24 protein-coding genes are annotated in these 24,394 nt (G+C 70.4%); 14 read left to right on the top strand and 10 right to left on the bottom strand.

What is annotated here, in order from left to right; genetic code table 11:
- Window positions 1-39: 39 nt before the first annotated feature.
- From ACWDA7_RS12620 to mce, 3 genes are all read right to left on the bottom strand, one after another.
- Complete coding sequence (locus ACWDA7_RS12620; protein WP_450604100.1) at window positions 40-975, bottom strand: cellulose-binding protein; 936 nt, start codon at window positions 973-975, stop codon at window positions 40-42.
- A gap of 184 nt (window positions 976-1,159) precedes the next feature.
- Complete coding sequence (scy, locus tag ACWDA7_RS12625; RefSeq protein ID WP_450604101.1) at window positions 1,160-4,909, bottom strand: polarized growth protein Scy; 3,750 nt, start codon at window positions 4,907-4,909, stop codon at window positions 1,160-1,162.
- Window positions 4,910-5,141: 232 nt separating this feature from the next.
- Window positions 5,142-5,582 (bottom strand): methylmalonyl-CoA epimerase, encoded by a 441-nt coding sequence (gene mce, locus ACWDA7_RS12630; RefSeq protein WP_432932702.1) that lies wholly within the window; start codon window positions 5,580-5,582, stop codon window positions 5,142-5,144.
- A 145-nt stretch (window positions 5,583-5,727) separates the two neighbouring features.
- On the opposite strand from mce, the gene ACWDA7_RS12635 reads away from it, so the two are divergent.
- Together ACWDA7_RS12635 and meaB are read left to right on the top strand one after the other, a co-directional pair.
- A complete protein-coding gene (locus ACWDA7_RS12635) occupies window positions 5,728-6,930 on the top strand; it encodes an acetyl-CoA C-acetyltransferase (protein WP_359395388.1) in 1,203 nt (400 codons plus the stop codon).
- 45 nt (window positions 6,931-6,975) lie between these two features.
- A complete protein-coding gene (gene meaB, locus ACWDA7_RS12640; protein ID WP_450604102.1) occupies window positions 6,976-7,932 on the top strand; it encodes a methylmalonyl Co-A mutase-associated GTPase MeaB in 957 nt (318 codons plus the stop codon).
- 640 nt (window positions 7,933-8,572) lie between these two features.
- Here the strand turns inward: meaB and ACWDA7_RS12645 are convergent.
- The 4 genes from ACWDA7_RS12645 to ACWDA7_RS12660 all read right to left on the bottom strand — a co-directional run bounded on the left by ACWDA7_RS12645 (window position 8,573) and on the right by ACWDA7_RS12660 (window position 11,217).
- Window positions 8,573-9,049 carry a MarR family winged helix-turn-helix transcriptional regulator gene (locus ACWDA7_RS12645; RefSeq protein WP_450604103.1) on the bottom strand — a complete coding sequence of 159 codons (477 nt, stop codon included), beginning with the start codon at window positions 9,047-9,049 and terminating at the stop codon, window positions 8,573-8,575.
- Between the two features lie 92 nt (window positions 9,050-9,141).
- Window positions 9,142-9,894: an AIM24 family protein gene (locus ACWDA7_RS12650; protein WP_450604119.1), complete on the bottom strand. Its 753-nt coding sequence runs from the start codon at window positions 9,892-9,894 to the stop codon at window positions 9,142-9,144.
- A gap of 38 nt (window positions 9,895-9,932) precedes the next feature.
- Window positions 9,933-10,583, bottom strand: a complete 651-nt coding sequence (locus ACWDA7_RS12655; protein ID WP_450604104.1) for an AIM24 family protein — start codon at window positions 10,581-10,583, stop codon at window positions 9,933-9,935.
- Between the two features lies 1 nt (window position 10,584).
- Window positions 10,585-11,217, bottom strand: coding sequence for an AIM24 family protein (locus ACWDA7_RS12660; RefSeq protein WP_450604120.1), 633 nt, complete (start codon window positions 11,215-11,217; stop codon window positions 10,585-10,587).
- A gap of 239 nt (window positions 11,218-11,456) precedes the next feature.
- Between ACWDA7_RS12660 and ACWDA7_RS12665 the strand changes: the two genes are divergently transcribed.
- From ACWDA7_RS12665 to ACWDA7_RS12685, 5 genes are all read left to right on the top strand, one after another.
- Window positions 11,457-11,801 carry a DUF3817 domain-containing protein gene (locus ACWDA7_RS12665; protein WP_432932711.1) on the top strand — a complete coding sequence of 115 codons (345 nt, stop codon included), beginning with the start codon at window positions 11,457-11,459 and terminating at the stop codon, window positions 11,799-11,801.
- Window positions 11,798-12,094, top strand: coding sequence for an MTH1187 family thiamine-binding protein (locus ACWDA7_RS12670; protein ID WP_450604105.1), 297 nt, complete (start codon window positions 11,798-11,800; stop codon window positions 12,092-12,094). The genes ACWDA7_RS12665 and ACWDA7_RS12670 overlap by 4 nt, the downstream gene beginning before the upstream one ends.
- Before the next feature lie 147 nt (window positions 12,095-12,241).
- Entirely contained in the window at window positions 12,242-12,994 is a 753-nt protein-coding gene (locus ACWDA7_RS12675; RefSeq protein ID WP_450604106.1) for a hypothetical protein, read from the top strand.
- On the top strand, window positions 12,991-13,671 hold the full coding sequence (locus ACWDA7_RS12680; RefSeq protein ID WP_450604107.1) for a DUF4166 domain-containing protein: 681 nt from the start codon (window positions 12,991-12,993) through the stop codon (window positions 13,669-13,671). Before ACWDA7_RS12675 ends, ACWDA7_RS12680 begins: the two co-directional genes overlap by 4 nt.
- On the top strand, window positions 13,668-14,300 hold the full coding sequence (locus ACWDA7_RS12685; protein ID WP_359395365.1) for a TetR/AcrR family transcriptional regulator: 633 nt from the start codon (window positions 13,668-13,670) through the stop codon (window positions 14,298-14,300). The genes ACWDA7_RS12680 and ACWDA7_RS12685 overlap by 4 nt, the downstream gene beginning before the upstream one ends.
- Window positions 14,301-14,422: 122 nt before the next feature.
- Here the strand turns inward: ACWDA7_RS12685 and ACWDA7_RS12690 are convergent, their stop codons facing one another.
- Window positions 14,423-14,854: an SRPBCC family protein gene (locus ACWDA7_RS12690; protein WP_450604108.1), complete on the bottom strand. Its 432-nt coding sequence runs from the start codon at window positions 14,852-14,854 to the stop codon at window positions 14,423-14,425.
- 125 nt (window positions 14,855-14,979) lie between these two features.
- Between ACWDA7_RS12690 and ACWDA7_RS12695 the strand changes: the two genes are divergently transcribed.
- The 3 genes from ACWDA7_RS12695 (at window position 14,980) to ACWDA7_RS12705 (ending at window position 17,723) form a co-directional block, all read left to right on the top strand.
- Complete coding sequence (locus tag ACWDA7_RS12695; protein ID WP_359395360.1) at window positions 14,980-15,489, top strand: MarR family winged helix-turn-helix transcriptional regulator; 510 nt, start codon at window positions 14,980-14,982, stop codon at window positions 15,487-15,489.
- A 65-nt stretch (window positions 15,490-15,554) separates the two neighbouring features.
- Window positions 15,555-15,893, top strand: coding sequence for a DUF3817 domain-containing protein (locus tag ACWDA7_RS12700; RefSeq protein WP_432932720.1), 339 nt, complete (start codon window positions 15,555-15,557; stop codon window positions 15,891-15,893).
- A 129-nt stretch (window positions 15,894-16,022) separates the two neighbouring features.
- Window positions 16,023-17,723 (top strand): acyl-CoA mutase large subunit family protein, encoded by a 1,701-nt coding sequence (locus ACWDA7_RS12705; RefSeq protein ID WP_450604110.1) that lies wholly within the window; start codon window positions 16,023-16,025, stop codon window positions 17,721-17,723.
- 72 nt (window positions 17,724-17,795) lie between these two features.
- On the opposite strand, the gene ACWDA7_RS12710 is transcribed toward ACWDA7_RS12705, so the two are convergent.
- Complete coding sequence (locus ACWDA7_RS12710; RefSeq protein ID WP_450604111.1) at window positions 17,796-18,947, bottom strand: DUF3103 family protein; 1,152 nt, start codon at window positions 18,945-18,947, stop codon at window positions 17,796-17,798.
- 239 nt (window positions 18,948-19,186) lie between these two features.
- Window positions 19,187-19,801, bottom strand: a complete 615-nt coding sequence (locus tag ACWDA7_RS12715; protein WP_432932724.1) for a TetR/AcrR family transcriptional regulator C-terminal ligand-binding domain-containing protein — start codon at window positions 19,799-19,801, stop codon at window positions 19,187-19,189.
- Between the two features lie 294 nt (window positions 19,802-20,095).
- Here ACWDA7_RS12715 and ACWDA7_RS12720 point away from each other — a divergent pair, with 294 nt between their 5' ends.
- From ACWDA7_RS12720 to ACWDA7_RS12735, 4 genes are all read left to right on the top strand, one after another.
- Entirely contained in the window at window positions 20,096-21,070 is a 975-nt protein-coding gene (locus tag ACWDA7_RS12720) for a tetratricopeptide repeat protein (protein ID WP_450604112.1), read from the top strand.
- Between the two features lie 622 nt (window positions 21,071-21,692).
- A complete protein-coding gene (locus tag ACWDA7_RS12725; protein ID WP_450604113.1) occupies window positions 21,693-22,352 on the top strand; it encodes a DUF6230 family protein in 660 nt (219 codons plus the stop codon).
- A 130-nt stretch (window positions 22,353-22,482) separates the two neighbouring features.
- The gene (locus tag ACWDA7_RS12730; protein ID WP_450604114.1) at window positions 22,483-23,016 is read left to right on the top strand and encodes a DUF6114 domain-containing protein; all 534 of its coding nucleotides are present in this window, start codon (window positions 22,483-22,485) and stop codon (window positions 23,014-23,016) included.
- Window positions 23,006-24,283: a hypothetical protein gene (locus ACWDA7_RS12735; protein ID WP_450604115.1), complete on the top strand. Its 1,278-nt coding sequence runs from the start codon at window positions 23,006-23,008 to the stop codon at window positions 24,281-24,283. The genes ACWDA7_RS12730 and ACWDA7_RS12735 overlap by 11 nt, the downstream gene beginning before the upstream one ends.
- Window positions 24,284-24,394: the final 111 nt, after the last annotated feature.

Raw genomic sequence — 24,394 nt, forward strand, 5'->3', positions numbered from 1 at the left:
AGAGGGCTTCGCGGATGTTCGGATGCCGTACGCCCCGTGTTATCGGGACTGCTGCGCGGGGACCCCGCGGGAGATCGGCTCGTCCTCGGCCGGCGAGCCCGCGGCGGCGACAGCGGCGCCGGTGAGCGTCGCGAGCATCTCGCGGACGTTCGTGAGCTGGGCGTTGATGGAGTCGCGACGGTTCGTCAGCGCGGCCAGCTCGCGCTCGGATTCCGAGCGGATGCGGTCGGCCTTGGCGTTCGCGTCGGCCACGATGTCCTCGGCCTGGCGCTGGGCCGTCTCCACCGTCTGGCGGGCGCGGCGCTCGGCGTCCGTGCGCAGCTTCTCGGCCTCGAGGCGGAGCTGCTCGGCGCGGTGCTCGATCTCGGCGAGGCGCTTCTCGGCCTTCGCCTGACGCGAGGCCAGGTCGCGCTCGGACTGCTCGCGCCGCTTGGCGAGGTTCGTCTCGAAGTCGGCGGCGGCCTGCGCGGCCTTGGCGCGGGTCTCCTCGAAGAGGGCGTCCGCCTCCTCCCGCTTGGACTGCGCGTCCTTCTGCGCGTCGGCACGCAGCTGGGAGGCGTCGCTCTTGGCCTTCTCGACGATCCGGACGCCCTCGTCCTCGGCCTTGGCCTTGCGCTCGGAAGCGAACGACTCGGCGTCGTTGCGCACCTGCTGGGCGGCCGACTCGGCGAGCTCGCGGTGCTGCTCGGCGGCGCGGCGGGCCTCCTCGCGCAGGTCCTTGGCCTCTTCCTCGGCGAGGCGGAGGATCTTCTCGACGCGCGCGCCGAGACCCGCGTACGACGGCTCCGCGTCGTTTACCTGTGCCTGGGCGTTCTGCGTCTCGAGGTGGAGCTCCTCGATGCGCTTTTCCAGGGCGGTGATGCGGGTGAGAGCGCTGTCACGGTCGGAGACGAGCTTGGAGATTCGTTCGTCCACCTGAGCGCGGTCGTACCCACGCCGCACAAGCTCGAAGCCGTAGGGGGAAGTGTCGCTCATGGGGTTCCTGTCGAATGAGACCGGTGAGGTGATAGAGGGAATCCTAGGGCTCGAAGCGGCGTGTCATCGAGCGGATGGGTGTTTGGTCTGGAGAATGACACTCCTTTTGGGTGGCTGACCGCCTGGGGGCTTGCCAGGACCTGTCTGGAACGCCCGTGGCGCAAGCACAGAATCGGCCGTTCGGCTACCCCTCCGACGCCTTGCCACCCGAACGTGGAGCACCCACGGTGGCGCCCGCCTTGACGCCGCCGTCCTTGCCTCCCGACGGGGTCTCGAAGGACTCCAACGCCTCCAGGACGTCCTGGACACGGGAGATCTCCGCGTTGATGTCCTCGCGGCGGCGCACCAGGATCTCCAGCTCGCGCTTGCCTTCCTCGACGGCCTCCCGGGCCTCGCGGATCGCCTCGGCCTTGATCTTCTCCGCCTCGGCGACCAGCGTGGCCTTCTTCAGCTCGGCCTCCTTGAGCAGCCCCTCGGCCTTCTTGACCGCGGCGATACGGACCTTGCCCGCCTCGGAGTTGGCCTCCGAGACGGTGTCCTTCGCCTGCGTCTTGGCCTTCGCCAGCTGCTCCTCGGCAGCCTTGATGAGCGCGTCGCACCGCTCGCCCGCCGACTTCATCGCCTCGGCCGACTCGCGCCGCGCCCGCTCGTGCAGCTCCTCGACCTCCGCCGTGATGCGCTCGCGCAGCTCCTCCGCCCGCTCCCGGATCGCGGTCGCGTCCTGACGCGCGCCGACGAGCAGCTCGTCCGCGTCCGCCCGGGACCGCTCCACCAGCGAGTTGCCCTCCACCGTCGCTTCCGAGACCAGGCGTTCGGCCTCCGCGCGGGCGGCGCCCACCATGGTGTCGGCCTGCGACTCGGCGTCCGCGGTCGTCTTGTGCGCGCTCTGCTGAGCTTCCGCGAGGAGCTTGTCGGCCTCGGCGGCGGTCTCGGTGATGAGCGTGTCGACCTGCTCGGCCGCTTCGGAGCGCCGCTTGTTGGCGTCCTTGCGGGCCTCGTCCAGGGTGTGCTCGGCCTCCTTGCGGGCGGCCGCGGTCACCCGCTCGGCCTCCGCCCGCGCCTCGGCCCTGATCCGCTCCGCCTCGGCGCGCATCCGCTCGGCGTGCTGCCGCGCGGTCCCGATCGTCTCGGCGGCCTCGGCGCGCAGCCGCTCCGCTTCCGACCCCGCCTCGGTGATGAGGGTGTCCACCTGCGCGGCCGCGTCCGACCGGATCCGGTTGGCATCCTCGCGGGCCTCCGCGCGGGTGCGCGCCGCGTCCTGCTCGGCGGTGGCGAGGGAGTCCGAAGCCTCGGTCCGCACGCGCTGGGCGTGCGCGGCGGCGTCCGAACGGAGCTGCTCGGCCTCGGCGATCGCTTCCGAAACCGTCCGCTCGGCGAGGGCCTTGGCGGCCTCCGACTCCTCGGCGGCCTCTCGCCGGATGCGCCCCGCGTCGTCGCCGGCGCGCTCGCGCTCCGCGTAGGCGTCGGCGCGGACCCGGTCCGCCTCCTCCTCCGCCTCGGTGCGGGTGCGCTCCGCCGCGTGCTCGGCGGCCGAGCGCAGGCCGGTGATCTCCTCCTGCGCCTGCTCGTGCAGTCCGATGACGGAGTCCCGTACCTGCTGGGCGTGCTGCTCGGCGGCCGAGACCATCTCGGTGGCCCGCCGGTCGGCCTCCTCCACCAGCCGTACGGCCTCGGTCTGGGCCTCCTCGACCCGGGCCCGCGCCACGGCGAGCAGCTCCTCGCTCTGCTCGCGGGCCCGCTCGCGCTCCTGGTCGGCGTCCTGACGCGCGGCGCCGAGGAACTCCTCGGCCTCACGACGGCGCCGCGATGCCTCCTCCTGCGCAGCGGCGAGCGTCTCGGTGGCCTCGGTGCCCAGTCGCTCGGCGGCGGCCTGCGCCTCGGACCGCACCCGGTCGGCGGTGTCCTGAGCCTCGGTCCTGAGCCGCTCGGCCTCCGTCGCCGCCTCCGTGCGCAGACGTACGGCGACGGCCTCGCCCTCCGCCCGGGAGGCGGAGGCGTCGGCAGCGGCCTCGGTGCGCAGCCGGTCCGCCTCGGCGTCGGCCTGCGCCTGGAGCGTACGGATGCGCTCGGCGGCCTCGGAACGCAGCCGCTCGGTCTCCTCGGCGGCCTCGCGGCGGATCCGCTCGGCCTCCGCTCGGGCGTCGGTGAGCGCCTGCTCGGCGGAGACCAGCCGCTGCTCGGTCTCGGTCTGGAGGCGGGTCAGGTCCTCGGCGGCGTCCGCTCGGCGTGCCTCGACCGCCCGCTCGGTCTCCTCGCGCAGGTCGCGCGCGGCCCGCTCGGCCTCTTCCTTGATCGCGTCCGCGAGCTCGACGGCCTCGGCGCGCTGCGTCTCGGCCTCGTTGCGGGTGCGCTCAAGGGTTTCCTCGGCCTGGCGGCGCAGCATCGAGGCTCGCTCGATGGCCTCGGTGCGCACCTTCTCGCTGTCGGTGGCGGCGCTCTGGCGCAGGTCGTCCGCGTCGGCCTTCGCCTTGGCGAGCAGTTCCTCGGCGGTCTTGGCCGCCTCCTCGATCTGCTGGACGGCCTCGCGGCGGGCCTCGGAGCGGATCTTCTCGCCCTCGGCGATCGCCTCGGCGCGCAGCTGCTCGGCCTCGCCGCGCAGCCGGCGCGCCTCCTCCTGCAGCTCGACCGTCTTGGCGCGGTACTCCTTGGTGTCGTCCTTCGCCGCGCCCTTGAGCTGCTCGGAGATGTCGTGCGCCTCGGCGCGCAGCCGGTCCGCCTCGGCCTCGGCCTCCCGGCGGATCCGCTCGGCCTCCTCGGCGGCGGCCTTGGTGGTCGCCTTGGCGTCGTCCGCCGCCTTGTTGAGGACGTCCTCGGCCGTACGGGCCGTCTTGGCGAGCTGGGAGGCGGTCTCCTCGGCCGTGACACTGCGGGCCTTGTCCGAGGCCTCCGCGAGGATCTTCTCGGCCTCGGCCTTGGCGTCCGCGACCACCTGCTCGGCCTCGGCCTTGGTGGCCTCCGCGTCCGTGGTGGCCTCGCTGACCAGCCGGGCGACCTGCTCCTTGGCCGTGCGGGTGCGCTGCTCGTTGGTCGACTCGGCGCTGGCGAGGGCCTTGGCGGCGGCGTCCTTCGCCTCGGCGACGACCTTGTCGGCCTCGGCGCGCGCCTCGCGCAGCGCCGCCTCCGCCTCCGCCATCCGCTGCTCGGCGGCGCGGCTCAGCTCGGCGGAATGCCGGCGGGCCGTGTCCGACTCGTTCGCGGAGGAGGTACGCAGCTGCTCGGCGTGGTCGGTGGCCTCCTGGGCCTGGGTGGACGCGGCGTTCAGCAGCCGCTCGGCGTCCGTCCGGGCCCGGCGCAGGATCTGGTCGGCCTCGGCGCGGGCGGCCTCCGCGTCGCTCTGCAGCCGGTGCCGGGCCTCCGCGGTGACCCGCTCGGCCTCGGCGCGGGCGGCAGCGAGCGCCTGCTCGGCCTCGGCGCGCGACTCCTCGACCAGCCGGCGGGCCTGGGACTCGGAGCGGGCGCGCAGCTGCTCGGCCCACGCCACGTTCTCGTTGACGTGCGACTCGACGTTCTGCCGGCGCTCGGCCAGCTCCTGGTCGAGCTGCTGGCGGCGGGCGACGGCCTCGGCGTGCAGCTCGGCCTGGAGGCGGGCGGCCTGCTCGGCGTGCTCCTGGAGGATGCGCTGCGTCTGCGCGCGGGCCTGGCTCAGCTCGCGCTCGGCGTCCGCCCGCAGCTGGTCCGCCTGCATCTGGGCAGTGCGGAGCATCTGCTCGGCCTGGTAGCCGATGTCGGCCCCGTCATAGGCGGGACGGGTCATGAGGGTGCGGCGCGCCTCGTGCAGCTTGGCGCGCAGCACCTCGACCTGGTAGCCGAGGTCCTCGGCGTGCTGGATCGCCTTTTCCCGCTCGGTCTTCAGCCGCTCCATCTCGGCCTCGAACCGAGAGAGGTGGTCGACGTCAGCCGCCGGCTCTCGCTCCTGGCGTTCGTAGCCCCGCACTGCGCGGTCCCATCCGTCCCCTGGTCGCAAGCTTCTCCGATCGAGCTCCGTCCATCCGCCGAACGGGGCCCCCGGGGAATGGTGTCAGATCAACGGCGGAGCATGGGCTGCTGCCCCGTCGCTCGTCCCCCGAAACCCGGACCCCGGACTCGTGTCCCGCCGCTCAGGCGGGACCCGGTCGCCCTGGTGGAGCGGCGACCGCCCCAACCCTACCGGCCCATATGTACGGGAGTCAGTGCTCAGCCGACTCAACAGCCGCGGAAGTGACCAGTTCTGTCAGTACACCGTGGCAATCCTTGGGGTGCAGGAAGGTGATCCGCGACCCCATGGAACCGCGCCGTGGCTGCTCATACAGCACGCGTACGCCCTTGTCCTTGATGTCGGCGGCGTCCGCGTCGACATCCGCCGTTCCGAAGGCAATGTGATGTACGCCCTCGCCGTTCTTCGCCAGCCACTTCGCGACGGTGGAGTCCTCGCGGATGGGTTCGAGCAGCTGGAGGTAGGAGGCGCCGCCGTCGTCGGTGTTGTTGATCTTCAACATGGCCTCACGTACACCCTGTTCCTCGTTGACCTCGGTGTGGAACACGGAGAAGCCGTAGGTCGAGGTGTAGAACTCGACGGTCTTCTCGAGGTCGAAACAGGCGATCCCGATGTGGTCGATTCGCGTCAGCATGTTGTTAGTGCAGCGCTCCCGGAGTGGTTACGCAACGTGCGCGCGATCACACTGACGGCTTGATGACGGGGCGGACTACCGCTCAGTACATTCGAAGTAAACCCTCGTTCACTCCTCGGCTCCGGCCGGAAGGGGATCGCAGCTCATGTCTGGAACGAACAGCACGACCTCCGTCATCGTCGCGGGTGCCCGCACCCCGATGGGACGGCTGCTCGGCTCGCTGAAGTCCTTCTCCGGAGCCGACCTCGGTGGCTTCGCGATCAAGGCCGCCCTCGACCGTGCGGGGATCGGTGGCGACCAGGTGCAATACGTGATCATGGGCCAGGTGCTGCAGGCCGGGGCCGGGCAGATCCCGGCACGTCAGGCCGCGGTCAAGGCCGGCATCCCGATGAGCGTCCCGGCCTTGACGATCAACAAGGTGTGCCTGTCGGGCCTCGACGCGATCGCGCTCGCCGACCAGCTGATCCGTGCGGGTGAATTCGACGTGATCGTCGCGGGCGGCCAGGAGTCCATGACCAACGCTCCCCACCTGCTGCCGAAGTCCCGCGAGGGCTTCAAGTACGGCTCCGTCCAGATGCTCGACGCGATGGCCTACGACGGCCTGACCGACTCCTTCGAGGGCGTCGCCATGGGCGAGTCCACCGAGAAGCACAACACGCGCCTCGGCATCGGCCGCGAGGAGCAGGACGCGATCGCGGCCCTGTCCCACCAGCGCGCCGCCGCCGCCCAGAAGAACGGCGTCTACGAGGCGGAGATCACCCCGGTCGAGGTGCCGCAGCGCAAGGGCGAGCCGGTGGTCTTCAGCAAGGACGAAGGGATCCGCGGCGAGACGACGGTGGAGTCGCTCGCGAAGCTGCGCCCGGCGTTCAGCAAGGACGGCACCATCACGGCCGGCTCCTCCTCGCAGATCTCGGACGGTGCGGCGGCCGTGGTCGTCATGAGCAAGGCCAAGGCTCAGGAGCTGGGCCTGGAGTGGATCGCGGAGATCGGTGCGCACGGGAACGTGGCCGGTCCGGACAACTCCCTCCAGTCGCAGCCCTCGAACGCGATCATGCACGCCTTGAAGAAGGAGGGTCTGGAGGTCTCGGACCTGGACCTGATCGAGATCAACGAGGCGTTCGCCGCCGTCGCGGTGCAGTCAATGAAGGACCTTGGGGTTTCCACTGAAAAGGTGAACGTCAATGGTGGCGCCATTGCCCTGGGGCACCCGATCGGCATGTCCGGTGCCCGGCTCGTACTCCACCTGGCCCTGGAGCTGAAGCGGCGCGGCGGCGGTGTCGGCGCGGCTGCGCTGTGCGGTGGCGGCGGCCAGGGTGACGCGCTCATCGTGCGGGTACCCAAGGCCTGAGCACCCCGTACGCCGTACGTCATCTTGAACCTGAACGGAGCTGTGATGCAGGACGTCCCCTCGCTGGTCGCCCAGGCCAGGGAAGGCAGGCCGCGGGCCGTGGCCCGGCTGATCTCCCTGGTCGAGGGGGCGTCCCCGCAGCTCAGGGAGGTCATGGCCGCCCTGGCCCCGCTGACCGGCGGGGCGTACGTGGTGGGCCTGACCGGTTCGCCGGGGGTCGGCAAGTCGACGACCACCTCGGCGCTGGTGACGGCGTACCGCAAGCAGGGCAAGCGGGTCGGCGTCCTGGCCGTCGACCCCTCCTCGCCCTTCTCCGGCGGCGCGCTGCTGGGCGACCGCGTGCGGATGTCGGAGCACGCGTCGGACCCCGGTGTGTACATCCGCTCGATGGCCACCCGCGGCCATCTGGGCGGCCTCGCCTGGGCCGCCCCGCAGGCCATCCGGGTGCTGGACGCGGCGGGCTGCGAGGTGATCCTGGTGGAGACCGTCGGGGTCGGTCAGTCGGAGGTCGAGATCGCCTCCCAGGCCGACACCTCGGTCGTGCTGCTGGCACCCGGGATGGGTGACGGCATCCAGGCCGCGAAGGCGGGAATCCTGGAGATCGGCGACGTGTACGTCGTCAACAAGGCGGACCGCGACGGCGCGGACGCCACCGCCCGCGAGCTGAACCACATGCTCGGGCTCGGCGAGTCGAGAGCCCCTGGCGACTGGCGCCCGCCGATCGTGAAGACCGTCGCCGCCCGCAGCGAGGGCGTAGACGAGGTCGTGGAGGCGCTGGAGAAGCACCGGGCGTGGATGGAGGAGCACGGGGTGCTGACGGAACGCCGGCTGGCCCGCGCCTCCCGCGAGGTCGAGACGATCGCGGTGACGGCCCTGCGGGAGCGCATCGGCGACCTGCACGGCGACCGCCGCCTGGGCGCCCTGGCGGAGCGGATCGTGGCCGGCGACCTCGACCCCTACCGGGCAGCCGACGAACTGGTAGCGGGCCTGACGAACGGCTGACGGGCGCGTCGGGATGCCCGGTCGTGGGTTGACCGGCCGGCTGTCGAGTTGTGCCGGGGCGCTGGTGGTCGGGCTGGCAACCAGCCGCCGCGCCGTGCCTGGGAGCCGGTGGCGGGGGCTCTGACCGCTGGTTGACGGATCGTGTCCGGTGTCGGTCGTTGCCGTGACACGGGCCGTGTGCAGCCCGCCCTGGCCCCGCCGTCCTGACGTGGGCCGTGCGGCCTGCGCGGGGCCTGACGGCCAGTTGACGGATAGTGCCCGGCCGCGGCTCTTGGCGGCCCGTCCTTGGCCTCGCGGTCCTGACAGGCCCGCGAGGCCCTGGCGGGCCTGTTCATCGCTCTGGCCCTCGGCTCGCCCCATCTCTGATCGCAGGACCGGTCGACCCCGCCGGGCCTGCGCCTCCAGGGCCGGCGCCCCGGTCGACACGGAGGTCGGCGCCGATGGTTCGGCCGGTCCACGCCGGTGGGCCGCCGGCCAGGCATCTGCCCCTCAGGGCGCGCTCCGGGGTCTCCGGGGCGCCCGGTGGCACGGCGGGCACGGTTCGCGGCGACCGTCGTGGGTCTCCGCGGGCGTGCCCGGGGCGAGGGACTCTCGCCCGGGCGGGGCGGGGCGCCCGGTGGCACCCCGCCCCGCCGTGGCGCTACGGCTTGCCCCGCTGGCCCCGCAGATGCTCGGCGATCGGGCCCAGGGACTTGTGCAGGTGTTCCAGGTCGTCGGGGGGCAGCAGATCCATGAAGTGCCGCCGCACCGACGCCACGTGGTGGGGCGCGACCTTCTTCATCGTCTCCAGGCCGTGGTCCGTGAGGACGGCGAACAGCCCCCTGCGGTCGGACTCACAGTTCTCGCGGCGTACCAGGTCCGCGTTCTCCATACGAGTGATCTGGTGCGAGAGGCGGCTCTTGGACTGGAGGGTGGCGGCGGCGAGGTCGCTCATTCGCATCCGCATGTCCTCCGACTCCGAGAGATTCACCAGAATCTCGTAGTCGTTCATCGTCAGGCCGAACGGCTGGAGGTCCCTTTCGAGCTGGTACGTCAACAGCCTGTTGACCTCCAGGTGGGTGCGCCAAGCGCACTGCTCCGCATCGGTCAGCCAGCGCGTGGCCGTCTCGGTCTCCATGAGTGAAGTCTACCTAAAAGGTTGAAAGGCGAACTAGTGAGGGTGGTGTGACTGTGCGCACGCGTTCGACGTCACACTCCGCAGACTACCGCTCACAGCCCGAAGCGACGCTGGACGTCCCCCAGCTGTCCGGGAAGGCGCGGTGCCCCCGGTGCCCCCTGGTGACCGGGTACCCCGCCGCCACCCGGCACCCCGGGCTCGTGCGGGACCGCTCCTGTCGCCTGCTCGGCCATCAGTGTCTCCGAGGACTGGAGCAGGACTGTGCCCGCCCCGACGAACTCGAACTGGTGCTCCTCTCCGGAGGCCCCGCCCAGCCCTGTCATCGCACGTAGACCGCCCCATACGCCCGTCAGATACCCGTGGTCGTAGTGATGGCACGGCGACGGGCAGTCGGCCCAGCCGACCAGGGCCTGCGGGTCCACCCGGATCGGGGGTTCCATGAACACCACCGGACCGTTGGACGCGGCCACGAACTTTCCGGTTCCGATCAGCGTCAGGAAGCCCGGGATGATCGACTGCTTGAGGGACAGAGTTGGCTGAAAAGCGAGCAGGTTGCCCGAGCGAATGGTCAGATTGCCGTCGTCCAAGTCATACGAATTCACGTCGAAGGCCCGGTCAGCGAGGAGCATCTTGCCCGAGCCCTCCGCCACCACCCAGTCGCTCGCGTGCAGTGGCGAATGAAAGGACGTACGGACAATACGGTCGAGTCGTCCGTGCCCGATCCCGTTGAACTCGATGGAGCCGTAGTAGGCGATCATCTTGCCCTTCTGCAGGAACCACTGGCTCCCCTTGAGTTCCACGCAGAAGGTGTACTTGTTGACGTTGTCGTCGGCCGGCAGGGTCATCGGGTCGTGGACGACGGGGCCGGCGCCCGGGTAGGTGGTCACAGCTTCTCCTCCGACGCCTGGACGTAGACCACACCGCTGCCGCTCAGCTCCAGCTGGAACGCCTCGCCGGAGCCGCGCCCCACCATGTCGCGCCAGCCGAGCGCGGTGGAGAGCTTGTTGCGTACGTCGCCGTGGTGGGCCACGTACGCCTGGGGGTCGACGTGGACCGGGCGCTGCGGGGTGATCGGCACCTCGAAGACGCCGCCGTGCGCCATCACGGCGACCGCGCCGTGCCCCTTGAGCGTGGTGGTGAACAGGCCCTGGCCCGTGACCTGGCCGCGCACCAGGCCCATGACGCCGCCCTGGGAGCCCATGAACATCGTGCCCTGCTGGAGGGTGCCCTCGAAGGCGAGCAGGCGGTCCGCCTCGACATACAGGGTGTCGCCCGTGAGCTGGATCACCTGGATGTGGTGGCCGCCGTGCCCGAACAGCACCGTGCCGCTGCCCTCGACCGTCATCAGCGGCGTCGCCTCGTTCGCGATGCGGCGGCCGATCATCGACATGACCCCGCCCTGGCCGCCCTGGATGTTCGGGGTGAAGGAGACGTCGCCCTTGTAGGCGAGCATCGCGCCGCGCTGGCTGAAGAGCCGCTGCCCCGGCGCGACCGTCGCCTCGACGACCTTCGAGTTCAGTTCGTGGAAGGCCATGTCAGACGTCCCCCGCGATCGTTTTGCGCTCGCTGGGCTGGACGTACACCAGTCCGTCCCCCTCGAAGCGGATCTGGAAGGCCTCGCCGCCGCCCTCGCCGAAGAATGTGCGGAACGTCACGCCCGACTGGAACGACTGGCGCAGGTTCCCCTGGTGCGCCACATAGGCGCCGGGGTCGACGGTCAGCGGGTACTGGGCGCTCACCCGCAGCACCACCGCCGGACCGTCCGACATGATCGCCGCCTGGCCGTGGCCCTCGACGGTCGTGGTGAACAGGCCGTTGCCCTGGGAGGCGCCGCGCAGGCCGGTGAACGTCGTGCCGGTGCGCAGACCGGCGTCCGTCGCGAGCAGGTTGCTCGACTCGACGTACAGCTTGTCCCCCTGGAGGGTCACGAGGTTGATCTCGGTGGCCTGGTCCGCGAACCAGCACGTCCCATGCCCCTTCACCTCCATCACGGTCATCTGCTCGCCGGTGAGTCTGCGGGTCACCATTCCCCGGAGCCCCTCACCGCCGCCGGTGAGCTTCTTGAAGGCCATCTGCCCGTCGTACGCCACCATGGAGCCGTTCTTGGCCTTCACGGCGTCCCCGGTCATGTCGACGGCCAGCACCTTGCTGCCTTGAAGTCGGAACATCGCCACGTGGCGAAGGTAGCGGTCGGGCGGGTGGAGCGGACAGAGTCGCGCGGTGGATCCGAACCCTGACGCGTCCCTGAGAGGTCGGGCCCGGCGACGGCACTCCGCGGCAGCCGGGCGCCGACACCCCGCACCCCCGGTTCCGGATCCACCGGTTCCCGGATGTCACAATGGGCGGGCTTGTGCACACGTTCACAAAGCGACTGCGTCGTCAGCGAATCTCCCACCGAAGGTGACCCGTGGACATAAAGACCGCCACCGCACTCCGCCGGCTCCGCCTGGTCTCGGCCCCCGAGGCCGTCTCCTTCCTGCTGCTGCTCGTCTGCTCGGTGCTGAAGCGCACCACCGACTTCAATGCGGTGCCCGTCATGGGCGCGATCCACGGGATCCTGTTCATCCTGTACGTGATCTTCTGGGCGGACGCCTGGAACCGTGCCCGGTGGTCCGCCGGGACCGCCGCCGTCTACTTCGTCCTTTCCGTGCTGCCGACCGGCGGCTTCTTCGCCGAGCGCAAGTTGCGCCGCGAGGCCGAGAACGCCGTCATCGCCGCCCGCGCACGCAAGGAAGGGATCGTGAACGCGTGATCGTCGCCTTCTCCGTGACGCCCCTGGGCGTCGGCGAGGACGTGGGGGAGTACGTCGCCGACGCCGTCCGGGTGGTTCGGGAATCGGGTCTGCCGAACCGTACCGACGCCATGTTCACGTCGATCGAGGGCGAGTGGGACGAGGTGATGGACGTGGTGAAGCGCGCCGTCGCCGCGGTCAAGGAGCGGGCGCCACGGGTCTCCGTGGTGCTGAAGGCGGACATCCGCCCGGGCGTGACCGACGGCCTCACCTCGAAGGTGGAGACGGTGGAGCGGCATCTGTCCGGCAAGTAACGCCCCGCCCGCGAACGGAAAACCCCGGTCCCGAGGGCCGGGGTTTTTCCGTACCCGGGGTTTGAGCGTTCGCTCAAACCTGCTGTAGTGTCAGGCCAGTTGTTTGAGCGGTCGCTCAAACGGGGGCATCGACCTGGGGGATTCGGGATGGGGCTCTACGCAGAGGCGCACATACGCGCCGGCCTCGACGAGCTGTGGGACCGCACGCAGGACCCCGCCCTGCACCAGCGGTGGGACCTGCGGTTCACCGAGATCGACTGTCTGCCGCGCGCGGAGGGCGAGCCGCAGCGCTTCCGGTACGCGATGCGTGTGCTGCCCTTCCTGAAGATCTCCGGGACCGGCGTGTCGGCGGGGGAGAGGACGCGACCGGACGGCACACGCAGCTCCGCGCTGCGGTTCTCCTCACCGCATCCGCTGTCGCTGATCGCCGAGGGCAGCGGCTACTGGCGCTACGTGCCCGACGGCGACGGCGTGCGCTTCCTGACCGGGTACGACTACCGGCCGCGCTGGGGCGCCTTCGGCTCCCTCGCCGACCGGCTGGTCCTGCGGCCGCTCATGGGCTGGGCGACCGCCTGGTCCTTCGACCGCCTCCGCCTGTGGCTGGAGCGGGGGATCACCCCGGAGCGCGCCCTGGCGAACTGGCTGCTGGAACTGGCCGTCCGCGCCCTGGTCCTCACCGTCTCCTGTACCGGCCTCGGCCTGGACCCGTTCCTGCGCCTGTTCGGCCCGTTCGCCGCGACGATGGCGTATCTGTACCCGCTGCTGCTGGCCGGCGCCATCTGCGTCGCCCTGTTCAAGTCGCCCCTGTCCCGCACCCCGGCCGCCCGCCGGTGTCTGCGCACCCCGCCCACGCGGGTGACCGCGCCGCGGCTGCTCGCCACCCTGGAGCACCCGTCATGACCTCGATCTTCCGTACGGTGATGGGCGCGGACTTCGAGCAGCTGCACCCGGAGCTGCGGCGCCGCTTCTCCGTGGGGCTCGCGAGTGGCGAGGCCTGCACCGGACACGGGGTGATGGACCGCGTCTGGCACGGCAGGGGGTTCGTCAAGCCGTTCCTCGCTCTCGGCGCGACCCGTCACATCCTCGTCCCGCGTCAGGGACGGAACGTCCCCTTCACCATCGAGAACGTGCCCTACACCGACACCTTCGGCCGCGAGACGGTGACGTTCGTGCGCACCTTCCGGCTTCCCGGGCGCGCTCGCCGCTTCGACGCGCAGATGGTCCTGAGCCCCCGGGGCGACCGGGTCCTGGACTACCTGGGCACGCACCAGCATCTGGCGAGCGATCTGTACTTCCGCGCGGAGCCGGACGGGTCGCTGCTCATCCGCTCCGGCGAACACCGTTTCCGGGAGGGGCCGGTGGATGTGCGGGTGCCGGAGCTCATCGGCGCCGAGGCGGAGGTGCGGGAGTCGTTCGACGAGTCGGCGGGACGCTTCCGGATCAGGGTGCGCGTGGTGAACCGGTACTTCGGGCCGCTGTTCGGCTACGAGGGGTCCTTCACCACGACCTACGCGGACGCGCGGGAGCACGGGGTGCGCCCCGGGCTGCGGCCGGTGCGCGAGGAGGTGCGGGCGTGAGCGAGGCGACCAGGGTGAAGCTGCTGGAGGGGGCGCTGCGAACCCTCACCGAGCAGGGGATTGCCAAGACGTCGGCCCGGACGATCGCGGCGACCGCCGGGGTCAATCAGGCACTCGTCTTCTACCACTTCGGTTCGGTGGACGAGTTGCTCGCGGCGGCCTGCCGGTACGGGACGGAGCAGCGGGTGGCCCGCTACCGGGACCGGTTGGACGCGATCGGCACCCTCGGGGAACTGCTCGCGTTCGGGCGCGAGATGCACGAGGAGGAGAAGGCGGCGGGGCATGTCGCGGTGCTCGGCCAGCTGCTGGCCGGCGCGCAGACCCACCCCCGGCTCGCCCCGGCCACGGCGGCGGGGCTCGAACTGTGGATCACCGAGATCGAACGGGTGCTGGCCCGGGTGCTGGCCACGACGCCGCTCGGGGAGTTCGCCGACGCCGGCGGACTCGCGCGCGCGGTGTCGGCTTCCTTCGTCGGGATCGAACTCTACGAGGGAGTGGACGCCCCGGGGGCGGGCGCGGCACTGGCCGCCCTGGACCAGCTGGCGTCCCTGGTGGCGGCACTCGACGACCTGGGCCCGGTGGCGCAGCGAGCGGTGCGGCACGCATTGCGCCGGGCGTCGCGTCCCTAACGGCGGTGCTCCGCGGGTCACTCCCGGCGCGCGACGGAGCCGGCCGGACGCCACCGGGATCCTGCCCGGCCCGGCGGGCGCCCGGGGACCGGCGGCCATGGTGCCAAGCGGTCTCCTGCCGCTCACTTCTCCGCTTCGACGTACTCCTTGAAGTGCTCCAGGTCACTGCGGACGAGCCGCTCGATCGCAGTGGCCTGGGCGAAGCCCTTGGGCCCGCCGAACGTCTCATGGACGGTGGCGGGGTCGTATTCGATCCGTATCTGGACCCGGGTGCGGTCCCCTTCGATCGGCTGCAACGAGAAGGAGCCTGCCAGTTCGGGACCGTCCGTGGTGTGCCACTCCATCACGCGTTCCCCGCCGCGGTCGGAGACCTCGGCCTCGAACTCCCGGGACCGGCCGCCCGCCTCGACGTCCAGATGCGCCCGGCCACCCGCCTCCGACCGGGCGTCGCGCACTCCGCCCACGAAGCGCGGATAGTTCTCCACCCGGTGGATGGTGTTCCAGGCCTTGTCGATCGGGACTCCGACGTCGACGTGTTCTTCGAGGGTGCTCATGGCCTACCTCCAGGTTCCCGCTCGTGGCGCTTGGCCTTCCGCTTCCAGTGTGCGCCCGGGCGGCCGGCCGACCGAAAAGCGAGACAGGGCTGACCAGCATATGACCGGCGGGTAAGGTCGATGCCGTGCCGAAGCCCCTCAGCCTCTCCTTCGATCCCATCGCCCGCGCCGACGAGCACTGGCAGCAGCGGTGGGGGAACGTGCCGTCCATGACCGCGATCACCTCGATCATGCGGGCGCAGCAGATCCTGCTGGCCGAGGTCGACGCGGTCGTCAAACCGTACGGACTGACCTTCGCGCGGTACGAGGCGCTGGTGCTGCTCACCTTCTCCAAGGCGGGCGAACTGCCCATGTCGAAGATCGGCGAGCGCCTGATGGTGCACCCGACCTCGGTCACCAACACCGTCGACCGCCTGGTGAAGTCCGGTCTCGTCGCCAAGCGGCCCAATCCCAACGACGGCCGCGGCACCCTCGCCTCCATCACCGACAAGGGCCGTGAGGTGTGCGACGCGGCCACCCGCGACCTGATGGCGATGGACTTCGGGCTCGGCGCGTACGACGCGGAGGAGTGCGGCGAGATCTTCGCGATGCTGCGCCCCCTGCGCGTCGCCGCGGGCGACTTCAAAGCCGACTGACAGGCTCGGGTACCGGCCCGGGGGTGCCCGAAGATCGCCCCAAACCGGCGGTTACCCTCGTCCCCATGAAAAAGAGCGTGCTGACTCGCTACCGCGTGATGGCCTACGTCACCGGCGTGCTGCTGGTCCTGCTGACCCTCGGTGTGATCGCCAAGTACGTGCTGGACGTGAACGGCGCCGCGGACTTCACCCGCGTCGTCGGCATCGCGCACGGCTGGCTGTACGTGGTGTACCTGGTCTTCGCCTTCGACCTGGGCTCCAAGGCGAAGTGGCCGGTCGGCAAGCAGCTGTGGGTCCTGCTGGCGGGAACCATCCCGACGGCCGCGTTCTTCGTCGAGCGCAAGGTCAGCCACGAGCTCGAGGCGAAGCTCGCGGACGGGACGCCGGCGGTCGCCAAGGCCTGAGGCCCGGCCGCCGCCACCGCCGTACGACGGCTCCGTGCGGCGGTTTTCGGTCCGCGTTCATCGGCTTCTCATCAGCACGCCCGCTTGAGCGGTCGACATTTACTTGGACGTCCTAGTAAATTCGACGGTATGGACGCAGACGCCATCGACGAGGGCCGCCGACGCTGGCAGGCCCGCTACGACGCCGCACGCAAGCGCGAGGCGGACTTCACCACGCTCTCCGGCGATCCCGTCGAGCCGGTGTACGGTCCGCGGCCCCAGGACACGTACGAGGGTTTCGAGCGGATCGGCTGGCCCGGTGAGTATCCGTTCACCCGCGGCCTGTACCCGACCGGCTACCGGGGACGGACGTGGACGATCCGGCAGTTCGCCGGCTTCGGCAACGCCGAGCAGACGAACGAGCGCTACAAGATGATCCTTGAGGCCGGCGGCGGGGGCCTGAGCGTGGCCTTCGACATGCCGACCCTCATGGGCCGCGACTCCGACGACCCCCGTTCCATGGGCGAGGTCGGGCACTGCGGGGTGGCGATCGACTCGGCGGCGGACATGGAGGTCCTGTTCAAGGACATTCCGCTCGGCGACGTCACGACCTCGATGACGATCAGCGGTCCGGCCGTCCCGGTCTTCTGCATGTACCTGGTCGCCGCCGAGCGGCAGGGCGTGGATCCCGCCGTGCTCAACGGCACGCTGCAGACCGACATCTTCAAGGAGTACATCGCCCAGAAGGAGTGGCTCTTCCAGCCCGAGCCGCATCTGCGCCTCATCGGCGACCTGATGGAGCACTGCGCCGCCGGCATCCCCGCCTACAAGCCGCTGTCCGTCTCCGGGTACCACATCCGGGAGGCCGGAGCGACGGCCGCGCAGGAGCTCGCGTACACGCTGGCGGACGGTTTTGGGTACGTGGAACTGGGACTCAGCCGCGGCCTGGACGTGAACGTGTTCGCCCCCGGCCTGTCCTTCTTCTTCGACGCGCACGTCGACTTCTTCGAGGAGATCGCCAAGTTCCGGGCGGCGCGCCGGATCTGGGCGCGGTGGATGCGCGACGTGTACGGGGCGACCAGTGAGAAGGCCCAGTGGCTGCGCTTCCACACGCAGACCGCCGGTGTCTCGCTGACCGCGCAGCAGCCGTACAACAACGTGGTGCGGACGGCGGTGGAGGCGCTCGCGGCCGTGCTGGGCGGGACGAACTCGCTGCACACCAACGCCCTGGACGAGACCCTGGCGCTGCCCAGCCAGCAGGCCGCGGAGATCGCGCTGCGCACGCAGCAGGTGCTGATGGAGGAGACCGGCGTCGCCAACGTCGCCGATCCGCTGGGCGGTTCCTGGTACGTCGAGCAGCTGACGGACCGGATCGAGGCGGACGCAGAGAAGATCTTCGACCAGATCAGGGAGCGGGGTCTGCGGGCGCATCCCGACGGTCGGCACCCCATCGGGCCGGTGACCTCCGGGATACTGCGGGGCATCGAGGACGGCTGGTTCACGGGCGAGATCGCGGAGTCCGCGTTCCGCTACCAGCAGTCGCTGGAGAAGGGCGAGAAGAGGGTGGTGGGCGTGAACGTCCACACCGGCTCGGTCACCGGCGATCTGGAGATCCTGCGGGTCAGCCACGAGGTGGAGCGCGAGCAGGTCCGGGTCCTGCGCGAGCGCAAGGCCGGGCGGGACGAGACCGCGGTGCGTACCGCGCTCGACGGCATGCTGGCCGCCGCGCGGTCCGGGGCCAACATGATCGAGCCGATGCTGGACGCCATCCGGGCTGAGGCCACGCTCGGGGAGATCTGCGGGGCGCTACGGGACGAGTGGGGCACGTACACCGAGCCCGTGCAGTTCTGAGGGCCGGATGCGAAAGGGCCGGCGGGAACCAGGTTCCCGCCGGCCCGTTTGTGTGGCCGACCGCCGACGTTCTTAGAACTCCTGCACGAAGTACGGCTGTACCGTCATCCAGCCGTTGCCGCGGGCGCCGTAGCGGGTGCCGTTGTCGCTCTGGGCCAGGGTGTACCAGGAGTCGACGTAGTCCGGGTCGTCCGTCCACCAGTCGTTCGGCATGGCGTCCAGGACCGCGTTCACCAGCGGGATGTAGGTGCCCTGATCGGTGATGGTGAGTAGCGCCGTGGCGATCGCCTTGGCGAGGTCGCGGTAGTTGGTGCTGCCGTCGTCCTCCATCATCACGGCGTCGGCGAGGTTGTACTTGTAGTTCGACCAGTTCACCAGGATCTGGTTGGGGTAGTACGTGGTGTTGTCGTTGTCCAGGTACGGCATGTCGACGGGGTCGACCCGGGCCGTGCCGTCCTGGCCGAAGCCGGTGACGAGGGTGTAGATCTCGGCGTCGCCCTTGAACCAGGGCTCCTCGTCGTCCGCGAGCCGGACCGAGGTGATGCGGGTGGTCCAGAAGCCCCCGGTGGCCGTCTGGGCCCGCGGACCGGCCGTGCGGGCCTGCTGCGGGGCGGACGCGGCGGAGGCCACGCCATAGCGGGCGAGTTCCTCGTTCAGGACGCCCAGACCGGCGGACAGCGCCTTGGCGCCGTCGATGTCCACGACGTACACCGGGTGCGAGGGCGCCTTGCGGGCGTCGATCGTGTGGGCCCGGCCCCGGCTGTCGTAGGCGGTGACGGTGGCGGCGTCGTCGTCCGCGGTGGCGGCGGCCACCCAGGGCGTGACCCCGGCGGCCAGCGCCGCGCGCATGGAGCTGTCCCCGAGCCGTAGCCGGAGCAGCGAACCGACTCCGGAGTGCAGGCCCTTGGCGGCGGCGATGCGGCGGTCGGCCGCGGCGAGGGTGGACCTGAGGCTGCCGGCTGCCTTGCCGGCGAGGGGGGTGACGGCCACCTCGTCGGACGTGAGCGCCGCGCTCCGGACGCGGGCGCGCCAGGCGGAGTCGGTGAGCGAGCCGGCTATCGCCTGTGCGGCGTGGTCCTCGGCCGCGACGACGACGGAGGCGGGGGCGGGGGCCTTCGGGGCGGCCGTCGCGGGCAGGGCGCTCAGGGTCTGGCCGGCGCAGAGCGCGACCAGGGACGCAGCGATGGCAGCGAGGCCGTGTCGGCGGGGGAGACTGGGTCTCACGTGGATCGATCCTCCTGGGGAGAGTGGTCGATGTCTCACTGACGGATGGAGCCGTGTCTCACTGTTCAGTTGGAGCCGTGACAGCGGATCTATGCGGGTAGATTCGCCGCGGACAAGCATGACGATGACATGACAGCCAGGCAAGAGGTGGGCGCCGCAAGATGGTGAACATCCGGGGTTGCAGGCCGGAAGAATTCCCTCGGCGTAGGCCTTACCGCCGGTAATCCTGCGGCGTGCCGTCAATCGGCGTCCGTCGCCAGCCCGCCGAGCAGCACCGAGGTGAAGCGCGACGCCCAGTCGGCGTCGATGGGTTCGCAGGAGACGAGCGTGCGGTGCACGACAGCGCCCGCGATCATGTCGAAGATCAGGTCGACCTGCGGGGCGGGATCGCCGTCGTCGGCGGGGATCTCACCACGGCTCTGGGCCCGTCGGCGGCCCTCGATCACCAGCCGCTTCTGCCGGTCGACGATCGCCTCCCGGATCCGCTGCCGCAGCGCCTCGTCGTGGGTGGCCTCGGCGACGACCGCCATCAGCGCGGTCTTGGTCGCCGGCTGCTCGAGGAGGGCGGCGAACTGGAGGACGACCCCCTCCACGTCCGCCTGCAGACTGCCGCGGTCGGGGAGTTCCAGCTCGTCGAAGAGCTCCGCCACCGCGTCCACCACGAGTTCCTTCTTGCCCGCCCAGCGGCGGTACAGGGTCGTCTTCGCGACCCCCGCCCGGGTCGCCACGTCCCCCAGAGTCAGCTTCGACCAGCCCAGTTCGACCAGCGCCTGTCGGGTCGCCCGGAGGATCGCGGCGTCCGCGGCGGCGTTGCGCGGGCGTCCGGTGCGGGCGGCGGAGGTGCTGCTTTGCATGCCTGTGACCATATCCGGCCGGGTCCACCGCCATTTCCGGACGTCATGTGAAGTGGTGAGGGAGATCACCGGTGGAGTGACCCCGGGAACCCCCGGGGGCAGTTACGCTACGGCTCGTAGCGAAAGCGTGTGCGTCCCGATGTGACGCGTGCGCGCGAGCGACGACCACCGGCGCCGAGTGGGGACCCGGCGCAGAGCATCACAGGACCGACGTCAACACCGGACCGGCACCGCCGGGCACAGCTTTTCACAGGGCTTTTCACAGCGGCGTTTCGAAGGGGGGAGGATGTACTCATGCAGCCACGGAACATGTCCATGAGCGGAGTCGTCGACCTCGCCGCGGTGAAAGCAGCCCAGGATGCCAAGGCGAAGGCGGAGCAGGCGCGCGCCGAAGCGGCCCGGCAGGGCGGGGGAGGGGCGGTCTCCCCGGCCGACCTCGTCATCGACGTCGATGAGGCGGGGTTCGAGCGCGACGTCCTGCAACGGTCCACCGAGGTCCCGGTCGTCATCGACTTCTGGGCCGAGTGGTGTCAGCCCTGCAAGCAGCTGAGCCCGGTCCTGGAGCGGCTGGCCCATGAGTACAGCGGCCGGTTCGTGCTCGCCAAGATCGATGTCGACGCCAACCAGATGCTGATGCAGCAGTTCGGCATCCAGGGGATCCCGGCCGTCTTCGCCGTAGTCGCCGGGCAGGCGCTGCCCCTCTTCCAGGGTGCCGCCCCCGAGCAGCAGATCCGCGCGACCCTGGACCAGCTCGTCCAGGTCGCCGAGGAGCGCTTCGGACTGACCGGCCTGACGGTCGACCCCGATGCCGAGCCGGGCGGCGCCGAGGCGCCCGCTCAAGCCCCCGCAGGGCCCTACGACGCGTTGCTCGAGGCGGCCGTACAGGCCTTGGACGCGGGCGACTTGGGCGGGGCGGTCCAGGCCTACAGGAACGTGCTGAGCGACGACCCGGGCAACACCGAGGCCAAGCTGGGCCTCGCGCAGGCCGAGTTGCTGCAGCGGGTGCAGGACCTCGACCCGCAGCAGGTGCGCAAGAACGCCGCGGAGAAGCCGGGTGACGTGGCGGCACAGATCGCCGCGTCGGACCTGGATCTGGTGGGCGGTCATGTGGAGGACGCGTTCGGGCGGCTCGTCGAGACGGTGCAGCGCACGGCCGGGGAGGACCGGGACACCGCACGGCTGCGGCTGCTGGAACTCTTCGAGGTGGTCGGCGCCGAGGACCCGCGTGTGACCGCGGCGCGCAGGGCGCTCGCGCGGGCGCTGTTCTGACCAGTCGCTAAACGGACGGGCATGTGATGCCCGAGTGAAAGATTCGCCGACGGAGGCACACAGCGGCCGTGCTTTACCAAATCTTGGTAATCGCGGCCGCTGTTACTTGGAGTAAGTCGAGGCCCTGGTTCTGTCGGCTTCTGTCCCTTCTTCAACCGTTTCGTCATCTCCCTTTGGGCCACGAAGAGTTGCGGTTTGATGCCACCGCGTCGCGGCGCGGTTATCCGGCCGTTACTAGCCAGTAACGAACCCCCTTGCGGGGGCGGCGAGAATGCACCACGATCGGCGACGCTCGGTCCATCGCCGTACCCGCCTGCCAGCCGGGTCAACGGGTTTTCGGTGGGTCCCCACCGGGCAGGGGCCGGCGGCAGTGGCGTCGGGTCCTGGACAGGGGGGTCTCCGCTGTTGCGGAGCCTGTCCGGCAGGTTGTGCGTGATGCGTGTCAGGCGCGACCAGTGGTTGTCGCTCGGGGGTGATCGCCGGTGATTCGGGCGCAGTTCGCGCCTCCGAGTGCGGGCGCTCTCCTTCCCGAGGACGTAGCACTTCTCCCATCCCTGCCCGGCTGAGCCGCCGACCGGTAGCGAGCTGGGGTCAGGAGATGTACGTCCGAGAAGGAGGAAACATGGAGTCCCAAGTGCGTGGCGGGACCAGATGGAAGCGGTTCGCTGTGGTCATGGTGCCCAGCGTCGCCGCGACAGCAGCGATAGGCGTGGCCCTCGCGCAGGGCGCACTCGCCGCCTCGTTCAGCGTTTCGGGGCAGGAGTTCAAGGTGAGTGCCGGCCAGCTGGTCGGCACCGGCTTCACGCAGTACGGCGCGGTCGACTCGGGCAAGAGCCTCGACGGCAGCACGGACCAGGCGCACCCGGTGGCGGTCTCGGCGTTCGACCACGCCAGCATCACCAACATGTGCCAGTCCGTGGTCACCCCGATCCCGTTCCTGGGCAAGTCGGTCACTCTCAAGCTGACTGCGGGTGACAAGGGCACGGACGTCGAGGCGGACCAGCTCTTCATCGACGTCGCGAACCTCGACTCAGACCAGGCGGTCTTCAAGGGGATCGACATCGGCGTCGCGGCCGGTAGCGTCACCAAGGGCCCGAAGCCCAAGGCCGACGAGATCCAGCAGAAGAAGACCAACCCCTTCGGGTTCGCTCAGCAGGCTGACTCGGCCACGCTGACCGGCGTGAAGCAGACGGCGTGGGCGACCACCGCCGGCACCTTCAAGCTCGCGAACCTGCACATGGGTCTGCAGTGGGGCAGCGGCCAGGGCGTCGAGTGCTACTAAGCACTCGCTGACGGGCGGGGGAGCCACTGGCCTTCCCCGCCCGTTCCCTCTCCACCCCCACCTTCACTACTTGCACATCACTGCCGCACAACCCCCTCACCTCAGCAATACCGCTCCAGGGAGCTATTCGATGAACGCCGAGTCGCCCGCGCAGAACGAGCACTATCTCCGCGTCTACCGGCGGCGCTTCCGCGACTGGCGGGGCAACCGCCCATTCTGGGCCGGACTCTTCGTCCTGCTCAGCGGCTTTCCGATCATGTACTTCCCGTATGCGCACCTCAAGATCGGTCAGCTCACGGTGGCGATGGCGACCACTGCCGGAGCCGGGTCCCTGATCATCGGCGTGCTCCTCATCGTCCTGGGCCTGACCCTGTGGTTCCAGCAGCACGTACGGGTCTTCGCGGGTGTCGCGGCGATCCTGCTGGCCCTGGTGTCCCTCCCTGTCTCCAACTTCGGTGGCTTTTTGGTCGGCTTCCTCTTCGCCTTGATCGGCGGTGCCATGGCCGTGTCGTGGGCCCCGGGCGTACCGAAGCCGCAGGTGCAGGAGGCCGGAAAGGCTGAGGAGGACAGCCCGTTCGAGGCTGCGGACGGGGTGAGCGCGCAGGACGACCTGTCAGGAACGACCCCGCTCAACGGGACGAACGGGAGGCACAGTGCCGGCTGACGAGGTGACCCACGGGACGGACGTGGACGCGTCCCGTGTGAGAACCGGGCCGCGCCACGCGGCACCCAAGAAGCCGCTGTTCACCAGGTTCCACATGCCGGCGGGCAAGGCGATAGCCATGGCCGCGATGCCGACCGCCGTCTTCATGGGAGTCGGGCTCAACGCCACGTTCGCCCGTGCCGACGACCACCCGGCCAAGAGCATGTCGGTCGACGAGTACCAGAAGTGCGTGGAGGCGGTGGACGGCTCCAAGGACTCCTCGCCGTCGCCGTCGGCCTCCGCGAGTGCGTCCGAGTCGGCCGGCACGGCTCAGCCGACGCCCTCGGCCTCGCCGGGCAAGACGGACAGCTCGCCGGGCAAGACCTCTTCGTCGGATTCAGGTTCCGACGACAAGGGCACGCCGAAGCCGTCCGCCTCCTCGACGGGCACGTCCGGCAAACCGTCGGGCGGCGGCACGCCGACGCCGACTCCCTCGGCGTCCCAGGGTGGCGGCCTGCTGGGGACCCTCGGAGACGCGATCGGAGGTGTCCTCACGGGCGGTTCGAGTACGTCCACGAGCGCCACCCCCACGCCCTCCGCGTCCTCGACGAAGGAGACGGCGAAGGACACGGCGTCCACCACCGTCAAGGACACGACCAAGCAGCTCACCGACACGGTCAACAAGACCGTGAAGGACACCACCGACACGGCGACGAAGACGGTCTCCGAGGCCACCAAGGCGGCCGGTGACGCCGTGAAGTCGGTCGAGTCCGCCGTCCCGAGCGTCTCCGCGAGCCCGAGCGTGCCGGACGACTGCGTCGCAGCCACCGACGACGCGGGCGGCGTGGAGAAGATCGTGGCTCTGCCCGACGCCCCCTGGCACCTTCAGGCCAGCTCGCTCACGCTCAGGGGCGCGGACTACCAGGGCGTCGTCAAGGTGCGCACCGCCAACGGCACCGTGAAGAAGGTCCTGAAGTACGTGATCTCCGATGGCACCGACATCGGCGATCTGCACCAGCTCGTCGACGGCGACAACGGCAAGACGTACCACGTCCAGGCAGGCAAGGGCACGACGTCCACCATCCGTGACGGCAAGACGGTGATGTACACCGAGAGCATTTCGGGCAATCTGCTCGGTCTGATCCCGATCACCTTCAGCCCGGACAGCCCGCCGCCGCTGAACATCCCCTTCATCTACTTCACGAACGTGAAGGTCACCCAGGCCGGGCAGTTCGGCGGGACGCTGACGGTGCCCGGCATGCAGCAGTACGTCACCGGTGGAAGCTGACCACCCTCGAGACCATTCGGGAGCCGCACAAAGAGCAGTGGCCCGGTCCCCCGCGGGGGACCGGGCGTCACGGTGATACTCCCTCACACGACACCACCGGGCAGAGCCGGC

The organism is Streptomyces sp. NPDC001156, from assembly GCF_053598275.1.